General features: G+C 72.1%; 17 protein-coding genes and 1 tRNA gene. 5 read left to right on the top strand and 13 right to left on the bottom strand.

Going from position 1 to position 25,556, the window contains the following annotated elements:
* Positions 1-116: 116 nt before the first annotated feature.
* From C4J65_RS30060 to C4J65_RS30045, 4 genes are read right to left on the bottom strand one after another with little or no spacing between them, the layout of a single operon-like run.
* A complete protein-coding gene (locus tag C4J65_RS30060; RefSeq protein WP_115746698.1) occupies positions 117-1,475 on the bottom strand; it encodes a GH1 family beta-glucosidase in 1,359 nt (452 codons plus the stop codon).
* Positions 1,476-1,519: 44 nt separating this feature from the next.
* Positions 1,520-2,359: a carbohydrate ABC transporter permease gene (locus C4J65_RS30055; protein WP_115745240.1), complete on the bottom strand. Its 840-nt coding sequence runs from the start codon at positions 2,357-2,359 to the stop codon at positions 1,520-1,522.
* Positions 2,360-2,366: 7 nt separating this feature from the next.
* Positions 2,367-3,404 (bottom strand): sugar ABC transporter permease, encoded by a 1,038-nt coding sequence (locus tag C4J65_RS30050; RefSeq protein ID WP_115745239.1) that lies wholly within the window; start codon positions 3,402-3,404, stop codon positions 2,367-2,369.
* Between the two features lie 55 nt (positions 3,405-3,459).
* A complete protein-coding gene (locus C4J65_RS30045) occupies positions 3,460-4,776 on the bottom strand; it encodes a sugar ABC transporter substrate-binding protein (RefSeq protein WP_115745238.1) in 1,317 nt (438 codons plus the stop codon).
* A gap of 176 nt (positions 4,777-4,952) precedes the next feature.
* On the opposite strand from C4J65_RS30045, the gene C4J65_RS30040 reads away from it, so the two are divergent.
* Together C4J65_RS30040 and C4J65_RS30035 are read left to right on the top strand one after the other, a co-directional pair.
* Positions 4,953-6,269: an ROK family protein gene (locus C4J65_RS30040; RefSeq protein ID WP_115745237.1), complete on the top strand. Its 1,317-nt coding sequence runs from the start codon at positions 4,953-4,955 to the stop codon at positions 6,267-6,269.
* A gap of 87 nt (positions 6,270-6,356) precedes the next feature.
* Positions 6,357-7,010, top strand: coding sequence for a TetR family transcriptional regulator (locus C4J65_RS30035; RefSeq protein WP_115745236.1), 654 nt, complete (start codon positions 6,357-6,359; stop codon positions 7,008-7,010).
* Between the two features lie 27 nt (positions 7,011-7,037).
* Here the strand turns inward: C4J65_RS30035 and C4J65_RS30030 are convergent, their stop codons facing one another.
* From C4J65_RS30030 to C4J65_RS30015, 4 genes are all read right to left on the bottom strand, one after another.
* On the bottom strand, positions 7,038-8,078 hold the full coding sequence (locus C4J65_RS30030) for a LacI family DNA-binding transcriptional regulator (RefSeq protein ID WP_115745235.1): 1,041 nt from the start codon (positions 8,076-8,078) through the stop codon (positions 7,038-7,040).
* A 65-nt stretch (positions 8,079-8,143) separates the two neighbouring features.
* Entirely contained in the window at positions 8,144-10,864 is a 2,721-nt protein-coding gene (locus tag C4J65_RS30025; protein WP_115745234.1) for a glycoside hydrolase family 3 C-terminal domain-containing protein, read from the bottom strand.
* A 33-nt stretch (positions 10,865-10,897) separates the two neighbouring features.
* Entirely contained in the window at positions 10,898-12,685 is a 1,788-nt protein-coding gene (locus tag C4J65_RS30020; protein WP_115745233.1) for a discoidin domain-containing protein, read from the bottom strand.
* Between the two features lie 93 nt (positions 12,686-12,778).
* Entirely contained in the window at positions 12,779-13,861 is a 1,083-nt protein-coding gene (locus tag C4J65_RS30015) for a DUF1996 domain-containing protein (RefSeq protein WP_115745232.1), read from the bottom strand.
* A 280-nt stretch (positions 13,862-14,141) separates the two neighbouring features.
* Between C4J65_RS30015 and C4J65_RS30010 the strand changes: the two genes are divergently transcribed.
* On the top strand, positions 14,142-15,938 hold the full coding sequence (locus C4J65_RS30010; protein ID WP_115745231.1) for a coagulation factor 5/8 type domain-containing protein: 1,797 nt from the start codon (positions 14,142-14,144) through the stop codon (positions 15,936-15,938).
* Positions 15,939-16,059: 121 nt separating this feature from the next.
* Here the strand turns inward: C4J65_RS30010 and fusA are convergent, their stop codons facing one another.
* A complete protein-coding gene (gene fusA / locus C4J65_RS30005) occupies positions 16,060-18,126 on the bottom strand; it encodes an elongation factor G (protein ID WP_115745230.1) in 2,067 nt (688 codons plus the stop codon).
* Positions 18,127-18,481: 355 nt separating this feature from the next.
* Positions 18,482-18,566 (bottom strand) — tRNA-Leu (locus tag C4J65_RS30000).
* Positions 18,567-18,718: 152 nt separating this feature from the next.
* Here C4J65_RS30000 and C4J65_RS29995 point away from each other — a divergent pair.
* Positions 18,719-20,050 (top strand): DUF2254 domain-containing protein, encoded by a 1,332-nt coding sequence (locus C4J65_RS29995; protein ID WP_115745229.1) that lies wholly within the window; start codon positions 18,719-18,721, stop codon positions 20,048-20,050.
* A 31-nt stretch (positions 20,051-20,081) separates the two neighbouring features.
* Here the strand turns inward: C4J65_RS29995 and C4J65_RS29990 are convergent, their stop codons facing one another.
* Genes C4J65_RS29990 through sucC form a run of 3 tightly spaced genes read right to left on the bottom strand, consistent with a single transcriptional unit; the run spans position 20,082 to position 23,724 of the window.
* Entirely contained in the window at positions 20,082-21,644 is a 1,563-nt protein-coding gene (locus tag C4J65_RS29990) for an aldehyde dehydrogenase family protein (RefSeq protein ID WP_115745228.1), read from the bottom strand.
* Positions 21,641-22,558, bottom strand: coding sequence for a succinate--CoA ligase subunit alpha (gene sucD, locus C4J65_RS29985; protein WP_115745227.1), 918 nt, complete (start codon positions 22,556-22,558; stop codon positions 21,641-21,643). The genes C4J65_RS29990 and sucD overlap by 4 nt, the downstream gene beginning before the upstream one ends.
* Before the next feature lie 14 nt (positions 22,559-22,572).
* Complete coding sequence (gene sucC / locus C4J65_RS29980; protein ID WP_115745226.1) at positions 22,573-23,724, bottom strand: ADP-forming succinate--CoA ligase subunit beta; 1,152 nt, start codon at positions 23,722-23,724, stop codon at positions 22,573-22,575.
* Between the two features lie 143 nt (positions 23,725-23,867).
* Between sucC and C4J65_RS29975 the strand changes: the two genes are divergently transcribed.
* Positions 23,868-25,550, top strand: coding sequence for a thiamine pyrophosphate-binding protein (locus C4J65_RS29975; protein ID WP_115746697.1), 1,683 nt, complete (start codon positions 23,868-23,870; stop codon positions 25,548-25,550).
* Positions 25,551-25,556: the final 6 nt, after the last annotated feature.

The following is a 25,556-nucleotide window of genomic DNA, read 5'->3' as shown; positions in this document are numbered from 1 at the left end:
CGGGAAGACTGGACAATGCCTCGAACATGGTCATGTACCTGACAGGCCAACAGAACAGTTCGTGCGCGCGGACCGTGGTGGGCACGGACTCCCGCATCCGCACCCACCACGGGGTCTCAGGCGGCGTTGCGCTCCCTCCCCCGCGCCCGGCCGATGATGTCCGCGTAGTGGTGTCCGCTGCCCTTGATGGTGCGGGCCTGGGTCGCGTAGTCGACGTGGACCAGGCCGAAGCGCTTGTCGTAGCCGTACGCCCACTCGAAGTTGTCCAGCAGCGACCACGCGAAGTAGCCGGCCAGCGGGGCTCCCCTGCGGGCGGCGGAGGCGCAGGCGGCGAGGTGGGCGGTCAGGTACTCCTGGCGCTCGGGGTCGTCGACGGTGCCGTCGGGGCGGACCAGGTCGGGGAAGGAGGAGCCGTTCTCGGTGACGTACAGCTTGCGCGGTCCGTACTCCTCGGTCAGGCGCAGCAGCAGGTCCTCGATGCCGCCGGCGTCGATCTCCCAGTCCATGCCGGTGCGCGGGACGCCGGCGCGGCGGACGGTGCGCACCTGCGGGGCGGGTCCGGTGGGGTCGGCGGCGACGGTCTGGGGGAAGTAGTAGTTCAGGCCCAGCCAGTCCAGTTCGGCGCCGATGAGCCTCATGTCACCGGGCTGCTCGGGGAGTTCGACGCCGTAGACCTCGCGCATGTCCTCCGGGAAGCCTCGGCCGTGGATCGGGTCCAGCCACCAGCGGTTGGTGTGGCCGTCCATGCGCCGGGCGGCCGCCAGATCCTCGTCCCGGTCGGTGGCGGCGTGGATGGTGGAGAGGTTGTTGACGATGCCCACCTGGGCGCCGGGGGCCGCCGCACGGATGGCCTGCATCGCCAGGCCGTGGCCGAGGAGCAGGTGGTAGGAGGCGCGGACGGCCGCCGTCAGGTCGGTCCAGCCGGGGGCCATCTTGCCCTCCAGGTGGCCGATCCAGGCCGAGCACAGCGGCTCGTTGAGGGTGGCCCAGTGGCCGACGCGGTCCCCGAGGCGTTCGGCGACGACGGCGGCGTACGCGGCGAAGTGTTCGGCGGTCGCCCGCTCCGGCCAGCCTCCCCGGTCCTGGAGCACCTGGGGCAGGTCCCAGTGGTAGAGGGTGACGGACGGGGTGATGCCGGCCGCCAGCAGGTCGTCGACGAGCCGGTCGTAGAAGGCCAGGCCCTTCGCGTTGACCGGGCCGTCGCCGCCGGGCAGGACGCGCGGCCAGGCGACGGAGAGGCGGTAGGCGTTGGTGCCCAGCCGCCGCATCAGCTCGATGTCCTCGTGGGTGCGGTGGTAGTGGTCGCAGGCGACGTCGCCGTGGTCGTTGTTGTCGATCTTCCCGGGGGTGTGCGAGAAGGTGTCCCAGATCGACGGCGAACGTCCGTCCTCCGCCACGGCTCCCTCGATCTGGTACGCCGATGTGGCCGTGCCCCACAGGAAGTCGTCCGGGAGTGCGGCGAAGTCGATGGTCACGAAGGTCCTTTCGGGGTGGGGGTGAAGGTGCTGGGGCGTGCCGGTCACTTGACGGCTCCGGCCGTCAGGCCCGCCACGAGATAGCGCTGGAGCAGCAGGAAGCCCGCGACCACGGGGACGCTCACGACCAGCGAGGCGGCCATGATCTGGTTCCAGTACACGTCGTTCTGCGTGGAGTAGCCCTGGAGTCCGACCGCGAGGGTGCGGGTAGCGTCGTTGGTCATCACCGAGGCGAACAGGACTTCGCCCCAGGCGGTCATGAAGGCGTAGACGGCGACCGCGACGATGCCGGGGATCGCGGCGGGCACGACGACCTTGAACAGGGCGCGCAGCGGCCCGCAGCCGTCCACGAGGGCCGCCTCGTCCAGGTCGCGGGGGACCGAGTCGAAGTACCCGATCAGCATCCAGATGGAGAAGGGCAGGGAGAAGGTCAGATAGGTGAGGATGAGGCCGCCGCGGGAGCCGAACAGAGCGATGCCGGTGGCGTTGCCGATGTTGACGTAGATCAGGAACAGGGGCAGCAGGAAGAGGATGCCCGGGAACATCTGCGTGGACAGGACGGTCACCGAGAAGACGCGCTTGCCGCGGAACTCGTAGCGGCTGACGGCGTAGGCGGCGAAGACCGCGATCACGACGGAGCAGACGGTCGCCGCGCCCGCCACGATCAGCGAGTTCACGAAGTACTTCGCCAGCGGGACCGTCGACCAGATGTCGATGTACGGGCGGACGGTGAGGTTGCTCGGCACCCAGTGGAACTGGCTGGAGACGTCCTCGAGCGGCTTCAGCGAACTGGACACCATGACGTACACCGGCAGCAGGACGAAGCCGGTGAGCAGGGTGAGGAAGACGCGGCGGGTCCAGGTGAAGGAGCGCGGCGCCGCCATCGGGGACCTAGACATCGGCCGTCTTCCTTTCCTGGGGCTTCCGCGGCGCCCGTGGGGTCCTGGTGGCCCGGGAGGTCACGAACAGGTACACGCCCGTCACCAGCAGCAGGAAGAGGAGCAGCAGGACCGACATCGCGGAGCCGGCGCCGAAGTTCCAGGTGACGAAGGACGACTGGTAGATGTGGATGGAGATCAGGTCGGCGGCTTCCGGCGCCGCCTTGCCGAACAGGACGAACGGCGTGTTGAAGTCGTTGAACGTCCACAGGAACAGCACCAGGACCAGGACCTGGTTGACCGGACGCAGCGACGGCAGGGTGATGCGGCGGATCTGCTGCCAGACGCCGGCGCCGTCCAGGGCGGCGGCCTCGTACAGCTCCTTGGGGATGTTCTGCAGGCCGGCCATGACGATGAGGAAGGCGAACGGCCAGCCCTTCCAGACGGACACGACGAGCAGCGCGACGAAGCTGTTGTCGCCGATCAGCCAGAAGGAGGGCTTGTCGGTGAGGCCGAGCTGGTCGTGCAGGACGTGGTTCACCAGGCCGTTGTCGTGCTGGAACATGAACGCCCAGGTGATGACGGCCGCGTAGACCGGCAGGGCGTACGGCACCAGGAAGATCGCGCGGAGCAGGCCCCGGCCGCGGAAGGCGTCCTGCATGCAGATCGCGGCGGCGGTGCCGATCAGCCAGCACAGGCCGACGGAGAGGATCGTGAAGGCGCAGGTGACGAGGAAGGAGTGGAGCAGCGCCTCGCCGACCGGGGCGTCGAAGTCCACCGACATGGTGAAGTTGTCGAGCCCGGTCCACGGGGCGGTGGTCCAGTCGCGGATGTAGAACTGGGTGAGTTCCTTGAAGCTCATCACGATGCCGATGACCATCGGCACCAGGTGGACGAGGAGTTCGAGGAGCAGGGCCGGCAGGAGCAGCAGGTAGGGCAGGCCGATGCGGCGGATCCGCCCGGGGCGGCGGCGGGGTCCGCGCACCGTCCCGGGGGAGCTCTTGCCGACCGTCCGCTCACCCGGCTGCGCCGAGGCGGTCGTGGTGGTCATCGCTGGGTCCGTGTCCGTGTCGGAGTCGGTGGGGCCGGGACGAAGGTCAAGGCGCTCACTTGTTGGGCATCTGCTGCTGGGCCTTGGCGAGCTTCTCCTTGACGGACTCGGTGGTCACCTCGCGTCCGTTGGCGGCGTCGGCGAAGAGTTCCTTGACGGCGGTGCCGACCGCGGTCTCGAACTGCGACTCGTCGGGCACCTGGGGCAGGGCCGCGGCACTGGTGGCGAGGGTCTCGCGGAGCACGGCGGTGGCCTGGGTGTTGAACGCCGGGTCGGACTGGGCGGCCTTGACCGGCGGGATGGAGCCGTAGGCCTTGTTGAGGAGCTTCTGCTCGGCGTCGCCGGTCATGAACTTCACGAACTCGGTGGCGCCGTCGATGTTGTCGCTGTTCTTGAAGACGGCCATGTTGATGCCGGCGACCATGGAGTTGGTGGCCCGGTCGGCGCCGGGGGCGCCGGACGGGACGGGCGCGGGGGCGACGCCCCACTCGTCGTCCTTCATACCCATGGTCTTGAAGGTGGCGGAGGCGGTCTGCCACAGCACCATCGCGGTCTTGCCCTTGGCGAAGTCGCTCAGGGACTGGTTCTGCGCGTATTCGGCGTTGCCGGGTGCGACGACCTTGTCCTCGGCCATCAGGTCGACGTACTGCTTGACGGCGGCGACGGCGCCGTCGGAGGTGAAGTCGGGCTTGCCGTCGGCGGTGAAGAAGTCGGCGCCGTGCTGCTTGGCGAGGACGAAGACCTGGTGGATGTTGTTGGACAGGTTGGAACCCTCGGCGCCCAGGCCCCACTTGCCGTCCTTGGAGATCTTCTTGCCGGTTGCGACCAGGTCGTCCCAGGTGGCCGGGGGCTTGGTGATGCCGGCGTCGGCGAACATCTGCTTGTTGTAGTAGAGCGCGTACGCCATCGAGTACAGCGGGACCGCGGCGGGGTCCTGGCCCTCGACGCCGGTCGAGCCGAGCGCCGAGTCGACGAAGCGGTCCTTGCCGCCGATCTTCTCGAAGTTCTTCGCGTCCCAGGGCATCAGGGCGCCGGTCGCTTGGAGGGAGGCGCTCCAGGTGTTGCCAATGTTCAGGACGTCGGGGCCCTGTCCCGAGGTGGTGGCGGTGAGGATCCGGTTCAGCAGGTCGGACCAGGGCACGACCTCCAGCTTCACCTTGATGCCGGTCTCCTTCTCGAACTTGTCGAGTTCGGGCTGGAGGACCTTCTTGTCGACCTCGACGCTGGCGCCCTGGTTGGACGCCCAGTAGGTGAGTTCCTTCGGCGAGTCGTTGGATCCGCCGCCCGAGGAGGAGCCCCCTCCGCAGGCCGTGGCGGCGAGTGCGAGAGACATGGTGACGGCGCCTACGGCCGCGGCTCGGATGCTGCGCATGGCTCCTGGGTTCCTTCCGGGAGTCGGTCGGGAAGTCCCGACGGCGGCTTCGGCTGTTTCCCTTCCGAAGCCCCTCATGGCTTAATTTAGGACGTGAGTTAAACCCCGAGAGAAAGACTCGTCAAGGTCTCACGCACGTTCGACGGGCGGGCGGGGGCGGCAGAGGAAGGGGCCGGATGGCCAGGCACGGCGGGCGCACGGTCCGTGACCTGCGGCGGGAGAGCCGCAGCACCGTTCTGCAACGGTTGTATTTCGACGGGCCGATGAGCCGGCTCGCGCTGGGCTCGGCGGCGGGCCTGAGTTCGGGTTCCGTCAGCACCGTGGTCGCGGAGCTGATGGCCGACGGACTGGTGGAGGAGGCGGGCAGCCTCGGCGCGGACGGCGGCCGGCCGCGCACCCTGGTCCGTGTCGCGGCGGGCCGGGGGCGCCTCGTCGGGGTCGACGTCGGCGAGACCCGCGTACGCGTGGAGCTGTTCGACCTGTCGATGTCCGAACTGGCCCGGACGGAGCGCGTCCTGCCGGGGCACGGGTCGCGCTCCTACGACATCGGTGTCGTCGCCGGGCACATCCTCGACGGGGTCGCGGAGGTGCTCGGCGACGAGGGCGGGGCGCAGGGCCGCGGTGAGCTGCTGGGGGTCGGCATCGGTGTCCCCGGCATCGTCGAGCACACGGCCGACGGCGCCCTGGTGCACGGTCAGACCGTCGGCTGGGACGCGGTCCCGCTGGAGGCGCTGCTGCGCGGCTCGGGCCGACTGCCCGCGCACGTACCGCTGTTCATCGAGAACGGCGCCAGGACGCTGGGGCAGGCCGAGATGTGGTTCGGCGGCGGACGCGGCGCGCACAACGCCGTGGTCGTGCTCTTCGGCTCGGGGGTCGGCGCGTGCGTCGTCACGGACGAGGTCGAGCAGGGCCGGGCGGTGGAGTGGGGTCATCTGACGGTACGGGTGCGGGGGCGCCGCTGCCGGTGCGGAGCGCGGGGCTGCCTGGAGGCGTACGCCGGGGCGCAGGCGCTGCTCGCGCGATGGCGTGAGGCGGGCGGACAGCCGCCGCCCGGCGCCGACGAGGAGGCCGCGCTGACGGCCATGCTGGCCGCGGCCAGGCCGGGCGACGGGGGCGAACCGGACCCGGTGGCGTCGCGGGTGCTCGCGGAGACCGCCGAGTACCTGGGCGCGGGGCTGGCGGACCTGGTCAACCTCTTCCAGCCCGAGCGGATCCTGGTGGGCGGCTGGGCCGGACTGCAACTGGGCCCGGCCTTCCTGGACTCCGTACGGGCCCACACGCTCGCCCACGCCCTGCGGCACCCCGCCGGGCGGGTGGGCATCGCGCTGGGCCGCCTCGGACCCGACGCGGTGACGGTGGGCGCCGCGATCCTGCCGCTGGCGGCGTTCTTCGCCCGCGGCGGCCGGCGTCCGCCGGTCGACTCCCCCGCGCCGGCCCCGGCGTGGCGGGCGGCCCTCGGGGGGAGGCTGGCGGGGCAGCGGGGCGAGGGATGAGGACGTGCGCGCGGCGCGTGCAGCGGCAGGTGCGTGGACTAGGCTGAGCCGACCGGGAGCGGCTGGAGCGACAGGGAGAACGACGAGATGGCAGGCCGAAGGCGCTGGTCGACCGAGCAGATCCTGGATGCGGCGGCGGAGCTGCTGCTCGCGGGTGACGCCGAGACGTTCAGCGTGCGCAAGCTCGCCGCGGCGCTGGGGACCGACTCCTCCAGCCTCTACCGGCACTTCCGCAACAAGACCGAGCTGCTGCGCGCGGTCGCCGACCGGATCCTGCTGTCCGCCATGGACGGCTACCGGCCCGAGGGTGACTGGAAGCAGCGCCTCACCGCCGTGGCCCTGCGGCTGCGGGAGGCCTTCGGGCAACAGCCGCAGCTCGCCGCGGTCTGGGGGCGCCACGGGTCCGGCGGCACGGGTTCCCGGCTGATGATGGAAGAGGTGCTGCAGGCCCTGCGCGCCTCGGGCCTGCCCGACGACGAGATCCCCGGGTGCTACCACCGGCTGGTGATCCTGATCTCCTCGCTGATCACCGCCGAGGGCGGATTCGGCGCCGTCGGTACCGAGGAGCACGAGCAGGGCATGGAGCAGTTCCGGGTCGCGGTGCTGGGCGCCGATCCCGGGCGCTTCCCCGCGCTGGCCCACTTCGCCCGCGAGATCCGCCCGCTGGGCGCGGACCGCGGCGCTGCTTTCGACGAGATCCTCGCCGCCCACCTCGCCCACATCGAGGCCGCGATCCCCTGACCGGTCCCCGGCGCGGGGTCCCGGTCGCTACGCCGAGTCCCGTACCACCAGCTCCGGGTCGAAGATCACCGACGTGGGCTCGCCGCGCACGCCCTTGATGTGGTCGTCGAGGAGGCGTGCCATCGTGGCCGCCATCTCCTCCACCGGCTGCCGTACGGTGGTCAGCCGGGGCCGGCAGGTGACGGCCACGCTGGAGTCGTCGAAACCGACGACCGCGACGTCCTGCGGCACCCGGCGTCCGTGGTCGCGCAGCACCTGGACGGCGCCCTGGGCCATCAGGTCGTTGGCGGTGAACACGCCGTCGGTGTCGGGGTGTTCGGCGAGCAGTGACGTCATCGCGGCCATGCCGCTGTCCACGGTGAAGCCGCCCTCGGCCACCGGCACGTAGGGGTGCCCGTGCCGGGCCAGGGTGTCGCGGAAGCCGGCCAGGCGCTCCTGGCTGGCCGCGACCGCCAGCGGGCCCGCGACGGTGGCCACCCGGCGGCACCCCCGCTCCATCAGGTGCTCGGCCGCGAGCCGGCCGCCGTCGCGGTGGGCCAGGTCGACGTAGCTGAGCGGCACCGGGCGGCCCGGACGGGCGAACAGCACGGCCGGCAGTCCGGCGCCGGCGAGCAGCGCGGGCAGCGGGTCGTCGGGGTGCGTGGACACCACCAGCGCACCGTCCGCGCCGCCCTGCCGGAGGTAGGCCACGACCTCCTGCCTGGCCTCGGGCGTCTCGGCGAACATCAGCACCGGGTGCATCCTGCGCGGCCTCAGATGCCCGACCACGCCGCCGACGACGCGACCGAAGAACGGATCGGCGAACACCCGCGTGGCGAACGCGTTCTGCTCCGTGTCCGAGGCGTCGCCCGCGCCCGAGACGACCAGGGCTACGGTCGTCGTGCGCCGGGTGACGAGCTGCCTGGCGGCCTGGTTGGGCGCGTACCCGGTCCGTTCGATGGCCCGGCGGACCAGGTCCTGGATGGCCGGGTCCACGTTGCGGACGCCGTTGACCACCCGCGAGACGGTGGCCCGGGAGACGCCGGCCTCCCGGGCCACGTCCTCCAGGGTTGGGGCCTGTCTGCTCATGCCCGCACCCTAACCGGCGGCGCACGGCGGGTGGTAGAGCGCTCTCCCCTCGCTCTCCCCCGCTCTCACGCGGACGACGGCAGCACCACCTCCAGGTCCGCGACCAGCGGCACGTCCCCCGCCGACCGCCCGGCCAGCACCCGGCAGGGCCCCGCCTCCGTGTGCCAGGCGTGCTCCGCCGCCGACCAGTGGCGCAGGGCCCGCGCCGGGACGCGCACCGTCGCCGTCACCGCCTCCCCCGGGCGCGCCCGCACCGCCACGTACCCGGCGAGCCACCGGGCGGGACGGTCGAGAGCCGACGCGGGCCGGGCCAGGTACACCTGGACGACCTCCCGGCCCGCCCGCGCACCGGTGTTGCGCACCCGCACGCGCACGGTGAGGTCGTCGCCCGCCCTGGCTACCGGCGGGACGGTCAGCCCCTCGTACAGCCACGTGGTGTAGCCGAGCCCGTGGCCGAACCAGTAGGCGGGCGGACGGTGGTGGCGCAGCCAGCCCCGGTGGCCGAGGTGCAGGCCCTCGTCGTAGTCGAGGCGGCCGCCCTCGGGGCGGGTGCGGGTGACCGGCGCGTCGGCGAGGACCGCCGGCCAGGTGGTGGGCAGCCGGCCGCCTGGCTCGGCGCGTCCGAAGAGCACGTCGGCCAGTCCACCGCCGCCCTCCTGTCCGGGGAACCAGGCCAGGAGCACCGCGCCCGCCTGCTCCCGCCAGGGCAGTTCCACCGGGCCGCCGCTGTTGACGACGGCGACGGTGCGCGGATTGGCGGCCGCGACGGCCCGGACCAGCGCGTCCTGGGTGGCGCCGAGCGCCAGGCTCGTACGGTCGTAGCCCTCCGACTCCCCGTGCTCGGTGGTGCCGACGACCACGACAGCGGCGTCCGCCGCACGCGCCGCGCGGGCGGCCTGGGCGAGCGACGCGGTCACGTCCGGGGCGGGCGGGGCCGCGACGAGGACGGTGGCCCGGCCGGTGCCGGGTGCCAGCTCGCGGCGGGCCACCACCAGGATGTCCCGGCCGACGGTGAGGTCGGCCGTGACGTACTGGGCGGGCGGGTTGACGTGCACCACCGCCGGGTCGTCGGTGGGCGGCGGGAAGTCGCCCGCCAGCAGAGTGCGTCCGTCCATCGTCAGGCTCATCCGGCCGAAGCCGGCCACGCCCAGGGACCAGGAGCCGCCGGTGCGGGGGCGCAGCCGGGCGCCGATCTCGACGGTGTGCGCGCCCGGCACCAGGCGGGGCTCCAGCAGACGCCCGCCGCGGCGCCGTTCGGCGTACAACTCGCGGCCGTCCGCGTCGAGCATCCGCAGCAGGACGCCGGGCAGCCCCGAACGCGGGTCGGTGCAGGTGTCCGGGTCCACTGGAGGTGCGGGACCGTCCGGCCGGGGGCCTGGGACGTGCACGACGCGGGCCCGGCCGCGCAGTTCGGCCCGGATGCCGTCGAGAACCGACACCTCGTCCCGGGGAAAGACGCCCGCGCTGCCGCCGCCCTGGGTACGGGTCCGCAGAGCGTGCGCGCCGATCACGGCGACGGTCCCGAGGCGCTCGGGGTCGAGCGGCAGGACGCCCCTGTTGGCCAGCAGCACGGCACCGGCGGCGACGGCACGACGCACCAGCGCCCGGGCGTCCCCGGCACACCGCGGACCGGGCCCGGACGGCTCCGCACCGTGCGCCGGGCCCCGGTCCGGGAAGCCCTCCGCACCGGGCCACGGAGCCCGGCGCGCCGCACCGTCCACACCCGGCGAGACGGCCGAAGTCGATGAGACCCCCGCCCCCCGGCCCGGCGATCCCTCCACGCCAGGCGACGGATCCCGGTACGGCGGGCCCTCCGCGCCGCACGGGAGAGGCATGACCGACGCATCCCTCGCGCCGGACGGCAGAAGCGGGACCGCCGAGGCAGCCGGTCTGTCCGGGTCCCGCGTCCGGAACGCGTCGCGCTCGTCCAACGCGCCCAGCCACGCCGCGAGTCGCAGCAGGCGCCGTGCCTTGTCGTCGACGGCCGCCTCGGGCACGCCGCCCTCGGCCACCGCGCGGGCCAGCGCCTCACCCCAGGGGCCGTCGGGGCCCGGCATGGCGAGGTCGAGACCGGCGCGGGCGGTGTCGGCGGTGCCGCGCACGGCGCCCCAGTCGGAGACGACGACGCCGTCGAAGCCCCACTCGCTCTTCAGTGGGTCGGTGAGCAGGGCGTTCGCGGTCATCGTGGTGCCGTTGACCGCGTTGTACCCCGCCATGACGAGCCGGACCCCGGCGGCCACCGCCGCCTCGAAGGGGGCGAGGTAGACCTCCCGCAGCGCCCGTTCGCCCACTCGCACGTCGACGGTGAGGCGGTCGGTCTCGGAGTCGTTGGCCACGTAGTGCTTGGCGGTGGCGGCCACGCCGTGCGCCTGGATCCCGCGGACCAGCGCGGCGCCGATCCGGCCGGTCAGCTCGGGGTCCTCGGAGAGGCACTCGAAGTGCCGGCCGCCCAGCGGGCTGCGGTGCAGGTTCAAGGTCGGGGCGAGGAGGACGTCCACGCCCTTGCGCCGGGCCTCGGCGGCGAGCAGGCCGCCGAGGTCCTCGACCAGTGCGTCGTCCCAGGTGGCGGCGAGCGCCGAGGCGGAGGGCAGCAGGAGGGAGGTGCTCCGTTCGTCCCAGGCCTCGCCCCGTACGCCCGACGGGCCGTCCGACATCACCAACTCCCTGAGGCCCACCGCCGGTTCCGCCCTCGTGCGCCAGGTCGTGGCGCCGTTCAGCAGCAGCGCGCGGGCACGTGGTGTCAGTTTGCCGAGCAGCCGGTCGATCTCCTCGTCACTCGTCCCCACCCGGGTCTCCCCCCTTCCGACTGGTCCCCGGCGTCAGGCGTAGACGCCGAACTCGTACAGCGAGTAGCCGTAACCCGTGCCGCGCGCGGTGCCGTTGACGCGCACATAGCGGCCGTTGCCGGACACGTCGAGGGTGTCGACGCCGCCGTTGCCGTCGGTCACGGTGGACACGGTTCGCCAGTTCTGTCCGTCGTCCGAGGTCTGGACGGTGTAGGCCTTGGCGTAGGAGGACTCCCAGTACAGCTGGACGTGCCGGAACGCGGTGCGGGTGCCGAGGTCCACCTGGACCCACTGCGGGTCGCTCCAGTCGCTGGCCCACCGGGTGTCCGCCTTCCCGTCCACGGCGTTGGCGGCGGTGCACGGGCAGTCTCCGTAGCTCGGCTGGAAGGAGGACGCGGTGGCCGGCCTGCCGAGGGCGACGTTCGTTCCGTCGACGGCGGGTGGCACGACCCGCGCCGAGAGGGTCTCGACGCCGACGTTGCCCCTGCCGTCGGTGGCCTTGACGTACAGCTTCCAGACGCCGGGCCGGTCGGGCGCGGTGACCTTGAGGCGTCCACCGCCGAGGTCGGTGGCGGGGAGCGGGGTCAACTGCTTGCTCTGGTCGATGTAGTTGCTGTTGGCCAGCACCTCGTAGGCGATCGGGTCGCCGTCGGGGTCGGTCGCACGCACGGTGAGGACCAGGTCCTTGCCGGCCTGCACCTTGCCCGCGTCGCCCTCGACGCCGAATCCGCTCACCTCCGGTGGGGTGTTGTCACGGGAGGTGTCACCGCCGTAGGCCCGCTTCACGGCGTAGTACGACAGCCGCTTCTGGCCCGCGGGCAGCAGGTTGAACCAGATGCCGCCGAAGTCGTACTCGGTGCCGTAGTGGAACAGGGTCGCGCCCAGGGCGACTCCGCGGTGCCCGGTGACGCAGTTCCAGGCGTCGGTGTAGCCCTGCGCCTTGGCCTCGTCGGTGGGTTCCTCCGGTACGCCGTTGGCGTCGTCCGGCACCTCCCACTCGCCGGCCGGTCCGGACTCGGTGACGATGTACGGCTTGGTGTAGCCGCCCTGTTCCCAGGCGGTCCGGACGTCGCAGACGGCGTCGTAGGAGTTGATGGCGTACAGGTCCAGGTCGGGGGCGTTCTTCTGGTAGTAGGGCCAGGCGCCGACCCACGCGTCGGTGGAGGTGACCGGGTGGTTCGGGTCGACGGCGTGGATCTTCTTGGCGACGTCGTTGACGAAGGTGGTGTAGGCGTCGCGCTGGCGCTCCAGTTCGTCACCGCTGTAGCAGTTCTGCAGGCCCAGCACCGACTCGTTGCCGACGTTCCACATCAGGACGCCCGGATGGTCCTTGTACTCCTGGACCCAGCGCGGGAACTCGGCCAGCATCTGGTCCTTGTACGAGGTGTCGGTCAGGTAGTTGACGCAGCCGCCGCTGCCCGGACCGCCGCCGGGCTGGAGCCAGAAGCCCGCGACGACCTTGACTCCGTGGGCGGCGGCGGAGTCGAGGAGCGGACGGCTGCTCGCGTCGGTGCCCCAGGTGCGGATGGTGTTGACGCCCATGGATGCCAGGTCGGGCAGGTACCGGTCGGCGTCGGCCGGGGACGGACCCCAGGTGAGGCCCTTGACCGTGTACGGGCTGCCGTTCACGGTCAGTTGCCAGTTGCCCTGACTGCCGGTGACCTTCACGACGCTGCCGGCGGCGTGTGCCTGCGCGGCGGGCAGGGCGGTGAGTGCGCCGAGCGTGAGCAGGCCGGCGGTCAGCGTGGCGGTGAGCCCGCGGGCGGGGGTGAATCTGCTGGCGGGGGCGAGTCTGCTGGTGGGGGTGCGGGGTCGGCTCATCGGGGTTGTCTCCGGTGTGTGGGGTATGGGGGGGCGGCCCGGCCGTGGCGGGGGCAGGGGACGGCCGGGCCGGTCTCATGGGCCGGGGCGCGGTCAGGGCAGTTCGTAGTCCTCGTTCAGCGCCGCTCCGGCCTCCGGGTGGGTCTGGTCGTAGCCGCGTGCGTCGCACTGCAGCCCGCCGACGATGCAGTGGCCGACCATGGCGTCCAGGGTCGCCTCGTCCCAGGCGTTGAAGAAGTCGTAGTGGAACGAGTAGCTCGCGCCACTGGCCAGTCGCACCCGGGAGAGGTCGCCGTTGACCGGGAAGGCCATCTTGAACTCGATCATCGGCAGGGCGACCGGGTGGTCGGCCGGGCAGATGTTGTTGTTGGTCCCGGGGTTGACCACCGGATAGGCCATGTGGCTCTTGTGGTCCGGCGTGTCCAGGTTCCTGCCGTCCCAGCAACTGGGCGCCTGGAAACGGATGTTGACCTGGACGTCCTGGCGTTCGGGGCAGTCGGTCGGGAAGTCGACGTTGAAGAAGCTGTCGCCGCACTCCCAGCCCTCGACGAAGCCCGGGTGGTCGCGGAACTCCTGGGCGCTCTGCATCGGGCTGGCGACGACGTAACGCAGCCCCTTCGGGAAGGGCCGCACGCTGGTGTAGTCGGTGACGCCGGCCTTGTAGTAGATGGTCTGCGGGCCGACCGGGAGCACCGGGCGGTCGCCGTCGTACATGGTCGGCATCCAGTAGCCCGACCGGTCGCCGGGCGCCAGACAGGTGGTGGACCCGGCGTCGAGCGAGGCGGTGGTGCTGTACGCGTTGGTCGTCGTGTTGCCCATGAAGGTGTGGTCGTGGGACTTGCCCGGCTGCTGCGCGTAGACGATCGGGTCGTCGGGCGCCGTGTGGCTGACCGCGCAGTTGGCCTGGAACTCGTGGAAGTAGCGGTGCGGCGGCTCCTTCGTGGACGGGGTGACACCGGTGACCGGCGGGTTCGCGGGGATGTAGCCGTCGCCGTCCGGGTCCTCGGGCGAGGCGGCGGTCGAGAGGGCCATGGTGTGCCCGGCGTGCGTGGCGCCGGCCGGGGCGGAGGCGGCGGGGGTGTCCGCGCCGGCGGCGACCGTGCCGATGCCGATCGTGGTCAGCAGTAACGCGCTCGCGACGAGGGTGCCGGACAGAACTTTCGATCTCCGTGGCATGGAGACCTCCTGAGAGGGATCGGGCTGAGACGGTCGGAGAATTTCTCGGAGAGCGCTCTCCCACGTCGGAGTGTTGAGGGCACGGCGGAAGGGTGTCAAGGGCTTGGACGGAAGCAACAGCGGGTGGGTCAACGCACCCTGCGCCCCCACTTGTTGAACACAGCACACAAGAAACGGTCGCAACTCTTGACGTGCCGTGCGCGCAGATGAAGCATGCACATCCAGAGAGCGCTCCCCCACCCCCACTTCGTTCACTTTCCGAACAAGGAGAGCCGCCCGCATGCCCTCTTCCCCCACACCCTCCCCCACCCCCGAACCCTCCGGGGTGCGGCGCCGCAGCCTCCTCGCGGCGGCCGCCGCGGCACCCGTGCTGGCCTCACTGGCCGGAGCGGGAAGCGCCGCCGCAGACTCCCCCGACGGGCCTCGCGCGCTGCCCGGCGGTGGCGACCTCGGGCCGAACGTCATCGTCTTCGACCCGTCCACGGCGAACATCCAGGGCAGGCTGGACGAGATCTTCAAGCAGCAGGAGTCCGCCCAGTTCGGCACCGGCCGCTACGCGCTGCTGTTCAAGCCCGGCACCTACAGCGGTCTCAACGCCCAACTCGGTTTCTACACCGCGATCGCGGGCCTCGGCCTCTCCCCCGACGACACCACCATCAACGGCGACGTCACGGTCGACGCCGGCTGGTTCGACGGCAACGCCACGCAGAACTTCTGGCGTTCTGCGGAGAACCTCGCCCTGGTCCCGGTCAGCGGCACCAACCGCTGGGCGGTCTCGCAGGCGGCACCCTTCCGGCGCATGCACGTGCGCGGCGGCCTCAACCTCGCCCCCGACGGCTACGGATGGGCCAGCGGCGGCTACATCGCCGACAGCCGGATCGACGGCACGGTCGGTCCGTACTCCCAGCAGCAGTGGTACACCCGGGACAGCTCGGTCGGCGGCTGGCTCAACGCCGTGTGGAACATGGTGTTCTCCGGCGTGGAAGGCGCGCCCGCGCAGAGCTTCCCCGAACCGCCGTACACGACGCTGGAGACGACGCCCGTCTCCCGGGAGAAGCCCTTCCTGTACCTCGACGGCGAGGAGTACCGCGTCTTCCTGCCGGAGAAGCGCACCGACGCCCGCGGCGTCTCCTGGGGCAACGGCACCCCGCGCGGCACCTCGCTGCCGTTGACCCAGTTCTACGTGGCCAAGCCCGCCGACTCGGCGGCCACCCTGAACCAGGCACTGGAGGAGGGCCTGCACCTGCTGCTGACGCCGGGGATCTACCACCTCGACCGGACCGTGGACGTGAAGCGGGCGGGCACGGTCGTCCTGGGCCTCGGCTACGCCACCCTCATCCCCGACAACGGTGTCACCGCCCTGAAGGTCGCCGACGTGGACGGCGTCCGACTGGCCGGGTTCCTCGTGGACGCCGGTCCGGTGAACTCCGCGACCCTGCTGGAGGTCGGGCCCGAGGGGGCGTCGGCGGACCACTCGGCCAACCCGACCACCGTCCAGGACGTGTTCGTCCGGATCGGCGGCGCGGGTCCCGGCAAGGCGACCACGAGCCTGGTCGTCAACAGCCGGCACACGATCGTCGACCACACCTGGGTGTGGCGCGCCGACCACGGCGACGGCGTCGGCTGGGAGACCAACCGCGCCGACTACGGCGTGGTGGTCAACGGCGACGACGTACTGATCACCGGCCTGTTCGTGGAGCACTTCAACAAGTACGACGTCCAGTGGAACGGCGAGCGCGGCCGCACGGTCTTCTTCCAGAACGAGAAGGCGTACGACGCCCCGGACCAGGCCGCGATCCAGAACGGCTCGGTCAAGGGCTACGCCGCCTACAAGGTCGGCGACGACGTCACCGAGCACGAGGGCTGGGGCCTGGGCAGCTACTGCTACTACAACGTGAACCCGTCCATCGTGCAGCACCACGGCTTCGCCGCACCGAACCGTTCCGGAGTGCGCTTCCACGGGCTGCTCGTGGTGTCGCTCGGCGGCAACGGGCAGTACGAGTGCGTCATCAACGACACGGGCTCGCCCACGTCGGGGACGGACACCGTGCCGTCGAAGGTGGTGCAGTACCCCTGAGGTGAACGTGACGTCGGTGCCGTCGATTCGGCGGCAGGTGGCGCTCCGCCCCGCCGGGCTTCGGCCCGGCGGGGCGGAGTGCTGCGCGGTGGCCGCGGGTGGACGGGGCCGCCCGGCGCGCCTACCGTGCGACCGCCGCGGGTGCCGGTGCGTAGCCGGTGGGCCGGGCGGTGAAGGTGCCCCGGCCCTGGGTGCGGCTGCGCAGCCGGGTCGCGTAACCGAACAGCTCGGCCAGCGGGACCGTGGCCGTGACCACCGCCGCGCCGCCCCGGGTGTCGGAGCCGGTGACCCGGCCGCGGCGCGCGGCGAGGTCACCGAGCACGCCGCCGACACCGTCCTCGGGCACCGTGACAGTGACCTCCACGACCGGTTCGAGCAGGACCGTCCCCGAGGCGCGCAGGGCGTCGCGGAGACCGAACCGGCCGGCGGCGCGGAAGGCCGTGTCCGAGGAGTCCGTCACATGGGTCTGGCCGTCGGTGAGGGTGACCCTGAGGCCGGTCACCGGGTGGCCGCCCAGCGGACCTTCGGCGAGGGCGTCCCGGCAGCCCGCCTCGACGGCCCGGACGTACTCCTGCGGCACGCGTCCGCCGACGACCGTCGAACGGAACACGAAACCGCCGCCCGCGGCGTCCCCGTCGCCGCCGCCTTCCCCCTCCCACGGCTCGACGTCGAGTACGACGTGCGCGAACTGCCCGGCGCCGCCGTCCTGTTTGACGTGCCGGTGGACGAAGCCGGTGACGCCTTCACCGACCGTCTCGCGGTACGCCACGACGGGGCGGCCGACCGTGACCTCGAGACCGTGCTCGCGCCGGACGCGCTCCACCGCGACCTCCAGGTGCAGTTCGCCCATGCCCGACAGCACGGTCTGTCCGGTCTCCGGGTCGGTCCGCACGGCCAGTGAGGGGTCCTCCTCGGTCAGCCGGGCGAGCGCGGAGGCCAGCCGGCCGGTGTCGGTGGAACGCCGGGCCTCCACCGAGACGTGCACGACCGGTTCGGCCACGCCCGGGGGTTCCAGGAGCAGTGGGGCGCCCGGTGCGCACAGGGTCGAGCCGGCGCGGGCCGACTTCAGCCCGACCACGGCGACGATGTCCCCGGCGACCGCGCGCTCCAGCGGGTCGTGCCGGTCGGCCCGTACCCGCAGGATGCGGCCGATGCGCTCGGTGCGGCGCGTGCCCGCGTCCCACACGGTGTCTCCCTTCTCGATCGTGCCCGAGTACACCCTCAGGTACGTCATTCGTCCCGTCGGGGTGGCGTTCACCTTGAACGCCAGTGCCGCCATCGGCGCCGCCGGGTCGGCGGGCCGCTCCCGTTCGGTGCCGTCGTGGCTGCCGCGCACCGGGGGCACGTCCAGCGGCGAGGGCAGGTACGCCACCACGGCGTCCAGCAGCGGTTCGACGCCGCGGTTGCGGTAGGCGGAACCGCACAGCACGACCACGCCGTCGCCGGTGCGCGTCAGGTCGCGCAGGGCGCCGGTGAGGGTGGCCGAGGTGAGCGTCTCCCGGTCGCAGAACTCCTCCAGCGCGCCCGGGTGGCGTTCGGCGACCGCTTCCTCCAGCAGCCGCCGTCTGCGGGCCGCCTCCTCGCGCAGGGTGTCGGGTACCGGCCCCTCCTCGGCCGTGTCCGTGCCTTCGGCCCATACGAGGGCGCGCATGCGCGGCAGGTCGACGACGCCGGTGAAGCCGTCCTCCGTGCCGATGGGCAGCTGCACGACCAGGGGTACGGGATGCAGCCGCTGGCGGATCGAGGCGACGGCGGTGTCGAGGTCGGCGCCCGCCCGGTCCATCTTGTTGACGAACGCGATCCTGGGAACGCCGTGCCGGTCGGCCTGCCGCCACACGGACTCGCTCTGCGGTTCCACCCCCGCGACCGCGTCGAAGACGGCGACCCCGCCGTCCAGCACGCGCAGGGAGCGTTCGACCTCGTCGGCGAAGTCGACGTGCCCCGGGGTGTCGATGAGGTTGATCCGGTGGCCCGCCCAGGCGCAGCTGACGGCCGCGGCGAAGATGGTGATGCCCCGGTCGCGTTCCTGCGGGTCGAAGTCGGTGACGGTGGTGCCGTCGTGGACCTCGCCGCGCTTGTGGGTGGTACCGGTGAGGTAGAGGATCCGCTCCGTGACGGTGGTCTTTCCTGCGTCGACGTGGGCGAGGATGCCCAGGTTGCGGACGGTGGTGAGCGGGTTGGTGCGCATGGCCCGAGGCCTTTCGGAGGAACCGGAAAGGGGCAGCGCGATCTCCCCGGACGCACGCGCCGGACGCTCCCGGCGAGGGGCGTGGGCTGTCAGATGTGCGTCGCGGGCATCCGGTGCCGGCCGCGCAGCGGGCACCGGACGGCCGAAGACACCAGGATCACCTCGTAGCGGGACGGGGGGACGACGGCAGCGGTGCGGATGCGCACGGCCCTGCTCCCCTCGCTCGGTCACGATCCCGGCGTGTGGTGGTGAGTGTAGGGAGGCCGGGTCCGGCGCCGCACCGGGTTTTTCGTCCGGAAACGCGAGATGCCGGCCGGGATCTCTCCCGACCGGCATCGTCCTCTGCTCGATCTTGTGTCCGAGGGGGGACTTGAACCCCCACGCCCGATAAAGGGCACTAGCACCTCAAGCTAGCGCGTCTGCCATTCCGCCACCCGGACCAGGTGTCTGTCGCGGTGCGGGGGTGATCCCCGCGGCGACATGGACAACCATACCAAGCTTTCGCGGTGCCTTTCACCTGCGTTTCCTTCCCTCACCCCCGCCCTGAGCGGCGGTCCGGGACGGGCGGCTCCGCTGCGCCTAGGGTCGCACCATGAGTGACTGGATGGTTACGCAGGGCCCGCTCCGGCGTCGTCGGGCGCGGGCGTTGTCGCCGCTCAGGGAGCATCTGCGGGACACGTTCTGGTTCGCGCCCACTGCGGCCATGGCGGGTGTCTTCGTGGTCTGGCTGGTGGCTCAGGAGCTCGACGCGGCCCTCGTCCGTTCGCTGCAGGACGACGGCGACTACGACACGCTCGCCGAGCTGCTGCGCTTCGCGGACGACGCGAAGACGGTGGTGTCGGCGGTCGGCTCGGCGATGATGACCTTCATCGGTGTGGTGTTCAGCATCTCCCTGGTCGCGGTGCAGATGGCGAGCGGACAGTTCACCCCGCGGGTGGTGCGGCTCTTCGTCCGCAGCCGGATCACCAAGGCGACGTTCGGCGTCTTCCTCGCCACCTTCGTCCTGACGCTGCTCGTGCTGACCAGTTACGACAGCAATCCCGACCCCCGCGCCGCCACCTCTGTCCCGCTGGTGCAGTCGGTGCTCACCCTGGTCATGGTCGCGTTGAGTCTGCTGCTCTTCGTCATGTACGTGAACGCCACCCTGCGCCTGATGCGGGTCAGCCATGTGATCGCCCGCATCGCCGCCGAGTCCTTCCGGGTGGCGGCGCTGATGCCGGTGCCGGCGGACGGCGGAGCGGCGCCCGGGCTCGGGCCCGTGACGGCGTGGATCGCCCACGACGGGCAGGGCGGCGTACTGCGGGACGTGCACATCGCCCGGCTGGTGCGGGTGGCCCGGGGGCACGGGGTGGTGCTGCGGCTGGTCCCGCGGATCGGTGACTTCCTGGTGCCGGGCACATCGGTCCTGGCGGTGCACGGCGGGGCGGCTCCGCCGCGCCGGGCGCTGCGGTACGCCCTGTCCGTGGGGGTGGAGCGCACCTTTCACCAGGACCTGTCGTTCGGGCTGCGCCAGCTGTCCGACATCGGGCTGCGCGCGCTGTCGCCCGCGGTGAACGATCCGACGACCGCCGTGCAGGCACTGGACCGGGTCGTGCAGATCCTGGCCACGCTGTCCCGGCGGCCGCTGGACGCCGCTCTGCACCGGGACCGCCGCGGTGCGCTCCGGCTGGTGCAGCCCGTACCCGGCTGGGCGGAGCTGGTGGACCTCGGGTTCGCCGAGGTCCGTGCCTGCGCCACCGGGTCGCCGCAGGTCACTCGGCGTCTGGTGGCCGGTCTCGACGACCTGTTGCTGCTTGTGCCGCCGGAGCGGCGCGCACCACTGCTGCGCCACCGTGAGCTGCTGCGGCAGGCCGTCGAGCGGACCGCGCCGACCGCCGCGGACCGGGCCTTCGCGCTGCGGCCGGACCGCCAGGGCATCGGCTGACCCGGGGCCCGGCGGACCGGGCCGACACCCCTTAGGGCATGAGGTGGTGGTCCGGGAAGTTCCCCGGCAGCCGCTCCCCCGCGGGTCCGCGTGTCACGGCGCGCACCAGCAGCTCACCGCCCACGAAGGCGCCGCGCCAGGACGCCCCGTGTCCGCCGAACAGCTCGTCGCGGTCCCCGCGGGAGCGGGGTACGCCGTGGCCGACCTTGAACGCGCGGATCTGCGGCGCCAGCCTGTCGTACGTCGTCGGGTCGTCCGTGGACAGCGTGGCCACCAGTGCGCCGTTGGAGGCGTTCATCGCGGCGAGCAGCTCGGCCTCGGTGTCGACCAGGACGATGGTGTCGACCGGGCCGAAGGGTTCCGCGTGGTGCAGGGGTGAGGACCGGGGCGGGTTGAGCAGGGTGACCGGCTGGACGTAGGCCGAGGTGTCCTGCCCGGGCAGGAACCGGGCGTCGGCCGCGCCGGCGCGGTGCAGCGGGACGGCGCCCCGGTCGACGGCCTCGGCGACCTGGTCGTGCAGCTCCTTGGCCTTGGCCGCGTTGATCACCGGGCCGAAGTCGAGTGCCGGGTACGGGTCGTCCGGCGCGGCCACGGCGAGCGGGTGGCCGACGCGCAGGGTGCGGACGGCCGGGAGGTACGCGGCGAGGAACGCGTCGAACCGCTGCCGCTGGACGACGAAGCGCGGGTAGGCGGTGCAGCGTTGCTTGGCGTAGTCGAAGAGCTTCGGGACGATCCGGGTGAGCGCGTCCCAGTCCGTGAAGTTCCAGATGCCCCAGGTGTTGAGTCCTTCCTGTTCGAGGATGTGCCGCTTGCCGAGGTCGGCGAGGGCGGTGGCGACGTGCGCGCCGGTGTCCCGGCCGCCGACGAAGGAGACACAGCCGATCTCGGGTGCCCGGACCAGTGCCTGGGACAGCTCTCGGCCGCTGCCGCTGAGGAGGGTGACGGGAAGTCCTTCGCGGGCGGCGAGTGCGCAGGCCAGGGTCAGGCAGGCGACTCCGCCGTCGGTCGGGGTCTTGGCGATGACCGCGTTGCCCGCCAGGGCCTGGACCAGCAGGGCGTGGACGAGGACGCTCATCGGGTAGTTCCAGCTGGCGATGTTGGACACCGGGCCGTCCAGCGGAGCACGCCCGTCGAGCATGTCCTCGATGCCGTCGACGTACCAGCGCACGCCGTCGACGGCCCGGTCGACGTCGGCCCGCGCCGACCGCCAGGGCTTGCCGATCTCCCAGACCAGCAGCAGCGCGAGCAGTTCGCGGTGCTGGGCGAGGGCGTCGAGGGTGGCCGCCACGCGGGCGCGGCGCTCGGGCAGGGGGACGTGGCGCCAGGCCCGGTGCTGGTCGAGTGAGGCGCGTACGGCGCGGTGGGCCGTGGCCGCGTCGATCCGGGGCAGGCCGGCGATCGGGGTGCCGTCGACCGGGCTGGTGGCCGGCAGGACCCGGCCGTCCGCCCGCCAGCCGGCGTCCCAGAGGTTGAGGACGCGGTCCTCGTGGAACGCCTCGGGGGCGACGGTGCGGCAGCGGCGCCATGCGTCGGCCCAGGAAGTGCCGGACTTGAGGGCGAGAAGCTCGGTGTCCTGAGCGCCGGCCGCCGTCATGCGCGGACTCCGTCGCGGGCCGCGTCGTCCTGTGCGGCACTTCCTGTTACGGCGAGTACGTGCCGTGCCGTCTCGGTCGGTGTACTCCCGACCCGTACGCCGGCCGCCTCCAGCGCCTCCTTCTTCGCCCGCGCCGTGCCCGAGGAGCCGGACACGATGGCCCCGGCGTGGCCCATGGTCCTGCCCTCGGGTGCCGTGAAGCCGGCGATGTAGGCGACGACGGGTTTGGTGACGTGGGCGCGGATGTGGGCCGCCGCGCGTTCCTCCGCGTCGCCGCCGATCTCGCCGATAAGAACGATCAGTTCGGTGTCGGGATCGTCCTCGAAGGCGGTGAGGCAGTCGATGTGACTGGTGCCGACGACCGGGTCGCCGCCGATGCCCACGCAGGTGGAGAAGCCGATGTCGCGCAGTTCGTACATGAGTTGGTAGGTGAGCGTGCCCGACTTGGAGACCAGGCCGATGCGGCCGGGCTTGGTGATGTCGGGCGGGATGATGCCCGCGTTGGACTGGCCGGGGGTGATCAGGCCGGGGCAGTTGGGGCCGATGACGCGGGTGCCCCTGGCCCGGGCGTGGGCGGTGAGGGCGACGGAGTCGTGGACCGGGATGCCCTCGGTGATGACGACCGCGAGGCCGATGCCGGCGTCGGCGGCCTCGACGACCGCGGCCTCGGCGAAGGCGGGCGGCACGAAGACGACGGTGACGTCGGCGCCCGTGCGTTCGATGCCCTCGCGGACCGACCCGAAGACCGGGACGGTGCGGTGGTCGAAGTCCACGGTGCGGCCCGCCTTGCGCGGGTTGACGCCGCCGACGACGTCGGTGCCCGCGGCCAGCATGCGGCGGGTGTGCTTCATGCCCTCGGCACCGGTCATGCCCTGGACGAGGACCTTGCTCTCCTTGGTGAGGTAGATCGCCATGTCGTCCTGTCTCCTTATCCGGCTTGTCCGGCGGTGGACGCCGCGGTGGCGAGCCGCGCGGCACGGCGGGCTGCGCCGTCCATGGTGGTGGCCTGTTCGACCAGGGGATGCGCGCGTGCGTCGAGCAGGGCCCTGCCCCGGGCGGCGTTGTTGCCGTCGAGGCGTACGACGAGCGGTTTGGTGAGCCGGACCTCGTCGAGGGCGCGGACGATGCCGTCGGCGACCGCGTCGCAGGCGGTGATGCCGCCGAAGACGTTGACGAGGACGGACTTCACGTCGGGGTCGGAGAGGACGAGCGACAGCCCGTCGGCCATGACCCGGGCGGAGGCGCCGCCGCCGATGTCGAGGAAGTTGGCGGGTCGGGCGCCGCAGCCGGCGACCACGTCGAGTGTCGACATGACCAGCCCGGCGCCGTTGCCGATGACGCCGACCTCGCCGTCCAGCTTGACGTAGTTGAGGCCCTGGGCGCCGGCCCGCGCCTCCAGGGAGTCGGCGGCTTCCTGCTTCGCCTCACCCCAACGGGCTTGCCGGAAGCGGGCGTTGTCGTCGAGGGTGACCTTGCCGTCGAGGGCGACGATCCTGCCCTCGGCCGTCCTGACCAGCGGGTTGACCTCGACCAGGAGGGCGTCCTCGCGGACCAGTACCTTCCACAGCCGCACCAGGGTGTCGACGGTCTGCGGGGGCAGGCCGGCGGCGTCGGCGATGCGTACCGCGGTGGCCGTGTGCACACCCGTGGCGGGGTCCACGGGGATGCGCGCCACGGCCTCGGGCCGCCGGGCGGCGACCTCCTCGATCTCCATGCCGCCCTCCGCGGAGGCGATGGCGAGGAAGCGCCCGGACGCCCGGTCCAGGACGTAGGAGACGTAGAACTCCCGCTCGATGTCGCAGGGTTCGGCGAGCATGACGGTGTCGACCGTGTGTCCCTTGATGTCCATGCCGAGGATGTGCCGCGCCGCCTCCTCGGCCTCGGCGGGGTCGGCGGCGAGCCGTACTCCGCCCGCCTTGCCGCGCCCGCCGGTCTTGACCTGCGCCTTGACGACGGCGCGTCCGCCGAGTGCGCGGGCGATCTCCCGGGCCCGTTCGGGCGAGTCGGTGACCTCGGCCCTCGGCACGACGATCCCGTGTTCCTTGAAGAGTTCCCTTGCCTGGTGTTCGTACAGGTCCATCTCGGCTCCTGACTGAAAGTGCCGCACGCCCCCTGGACACCACCCACCGGATGCGGGATAACAAGCTTCATACAGTATTCGTCGACTGTATGCAATGTACCGCGAGAGCGCCCCAACCCCTCGTGAAGGGACAGGACTTCGCCATGCCCGACGACACTCAGGACGTCATCTCCGGCGGCCACCTCGTGGCCAAGGCACTCAAGGCCGAGGGGGTCGACCGCATCTACACGCTGTGCGGCGGCCACATCATCGACATCTACGACGGCTGCGTCGACGAGGGCATCGAGGTCGTCGACGTACGCCACGAGCAGGTCGCCGCGCACGCCGCCGACGGGTACGCCCGTATCACCGGCAAGCCCGGCTGCGCGGTGGTCACCGCGGGGCCGGGCACCACCGACGCCGTCACCGGGGTCGCCAACGCCTTCCGCGCCGAGTCGCCCATGCTGCTGATCGGCGGTCAGGGCGCGCACACCCAGCACAAGATGGGGTCACTGCAAGACCTGCCGCACGTCGACATGATGACGCCGATCACCAAGTTCGCGGCGACCGTGCCGGACACCGCCCGCGCCGCCGACATGGTGTCGATGGCATTCCGCGAGTGCTACCACGGCGCACCGGGGCCCTCCTTCCTGGAGATTCCGCGCGACGTGCTGGACGCCAAGGTGCCGGCGGAGCAGGCGCGGGTGCCGCGGGCCGGGGCCTACCGCGCCTCCACCCGGTCGGCCGGGGACCCCGAGGCCGTCGAGCGGCTCGCCGACCTGCTGGTGCACGCCGAGAAGCCGGCCGTCCTGCTCGGCAGCCAGGTGTGGACGACCCGCGCGACCGAGGCCGCCGTCGAGCTGGTCCGCACGCTCAACGTCCCGGCGTACATGAACGGCGCCGGCCGCGGCACCCTGCCGCCCGGCGACCCGCACCACTTCCAGCTCTCCCGCCGCTACGCCTTCTCCAACGCCGACGTCATCGTCATCGTCGGCACGCCCTTCGACTTCCGGATGGGGTACGGCAAGCGGCTCTCCCCGGACGCGACGGTCGTGCAGATCGACCTCGACTACCGCACCGTCGGCAAGAACCGCGACATCGACCTCGGCATCGTCGGCGACGCGGGGCTGGTGCTGAAGTCGGTGACCGAGGCGGCTTCCGGACGGATCAACGGGGGCGCGGCGAAGCGCAAGGAATGGCTGGACGAGCTGCGCGCGGCCGAGCGGACGGCGCTGGACAAGCGGCTGCCGCAGCTCAGGTCGGACGCCTCCCCCATCCACCCCTACCGGCTGGTCAGCGAGATCAACGACTTCCTCACCGAGGACTCCATCTACATCGGCGACGGCGGCGACATCGTCACCTTCTCCGGGCAGGTCGTGCAGCCCAAGTCACCCGGCCACTGGATGGACCCGGGACCGCTCGGCACGCTCGGCGTCGGCGTCCCCTTCGTGCTGGCCGCCAAGCAGGCGCGGCCCGACAAGGAGGTCGTCGCCCTCTTCGGCGACGGCGCCTTCTCGCTCACCGGCTGGGACTTCGAGACCCTGGTCCGCTACGACCTCCCCTTCGTCGGCATCGTCGGCAACAACTCCTCGATGAACCAGATCCGCTACGGCCAGGCCGTGAAGTACGGCAAGGAGCGCGAGCGGGTCGGCAACACGCTCGGCGACGTGCCCTACGACCGGTTCGCCCGGATGCTGGGCGGCCACGGCGAGGAGGTGCGCGACCCCGCCGACATCGGCCCCGCGCTGCGCCGGGCCCGCGAGTCCGGCAAGCCGTCCCTGATCAACGTCTGGGTGGACCCGGACGCGTACGCCCCCGGAACCATGAACCAGACGATGTACAAGTGAGGTGCC

The sequence above is a fragment of the Streptomyces sp. CB09001 genome (assembly GCF_003369795.1).
Taxonomy (GTDB): domain Bacteria; phylum Actinomycetota; class Actinomycetes; order Streptomycetales; family Streptomycetaceae; genus Streptomyces.
The sequence above is the reverse complement of the archived record's forward strand: the minus strand, read 5'-3'. Positions and strand labels throughout refer to the sequence as shown.

Bases quoted from the DNA above. Each gene is read 5' to 3' on its own strand.
- sucC (WP_115745226.1), bottom strand. From the start codon at position 23,724: ATGGACCTGTACGAACACCAGGCAAGGGAACTCTTCAAGGAACACGGG.
- C4J65_RS29975 (WP_115746697.1), top strand. From the start codon at position 23,868: ATGCCCGACGACACTCAGGACGTCATCTCCGGCGGCCACCTCGTGGCC.
- sucD (WP_115745227.1), bottom strand. From the start codon at position 22,558: ATGGCGATCTACCTCACCAAGGAGAGCAAGGTCCTCGTCCAGGGCATG.
- C4J65_RS30035 (WP_115745236.1), top strand. From the start codon at position 6,357: ATGGCAGGCCGAAGGCGCTGGTCGACCGAGCAGATCCTGGATGCGGCG.
- C4J65_RS29990 (WP_115745228.1), bottom strand. From the start codon at position 21,644: ATGACGGCGGCCGGCGCTCAGGACACCGAGCTTCTCGCCCTCAAGTCC.
- C4J65_RS30020 (WP_115745233.1), bottom strand. From the start codon at position 12,685: ATGAGCCGACCCCGCACCCCCACCAGCAGACTCGCCCCCGCCAGCAGA.
- C4J65_RS30045 (WP_115745238.1), bottom strand. From the start codon at position 4,776: ATGCGCAGCATCCGAGCCGCGGCCGTAGGCGCCGTCACCATGTCTCTC.
- C4J65_RS30040 (WP_115745237.1), top strand. From the start codon at position 4,953: ATGGCCAGGCACGGCGGGCGCACGGTCCGTGACCTGCGGCGGGAGAGC.
- C4J65_RS29995 (WP_115745229.1), top strand. From the start codon at position 18,719: ATGAGTGACTGGATGGTTACGCAGGGCCCGCTCCGGCGTCGTCGGGCG.
- fusA (WP_115745230.1), bottom strand. From the start codon at position 18,126: ATGCGCACCAACCCGCTCACCACCGTCCGCAACCTGGGCATCCTCGCC.
- C4J65_RS30010 (WP_115745231.1), top strand. From the start codon at position 14,142: ATGCCCTCTTCCCCCACACCCTCCCCCACCCCCGAACCCTCCGGGGTG.
- C4J65_RS30055 (WP_115745240.1), bottom strand. From the start codon at position 2,359: ATGGCGGCGCCGCGCTCCTTCACCTGGACCCGCCGCGTCTTCCTCACC.
- C4J65_RS30030 (WP_115745235.1), bottom strand. From the start codon at position 8,078: ATGAGCAGACAGGCCCCAACCCTGGAGGACGTGGCCCGGGAGGCCGGC.
- C4J65_RS30050 (WP_115745239.1), bottom strand. From the start codon at position 3,404: ATGACCACCACGACCGCCTCGGCGCAGCCGGGTGAGCGGACGGTCGGC.
- C4J65_RS30015 (WP_115745232.1), bottom strand. From the start codon at position 13,861: ATGCCACGGAGATCGAAAGTTCTGTCCGGCACCCTCGTCGCGAGCGCG.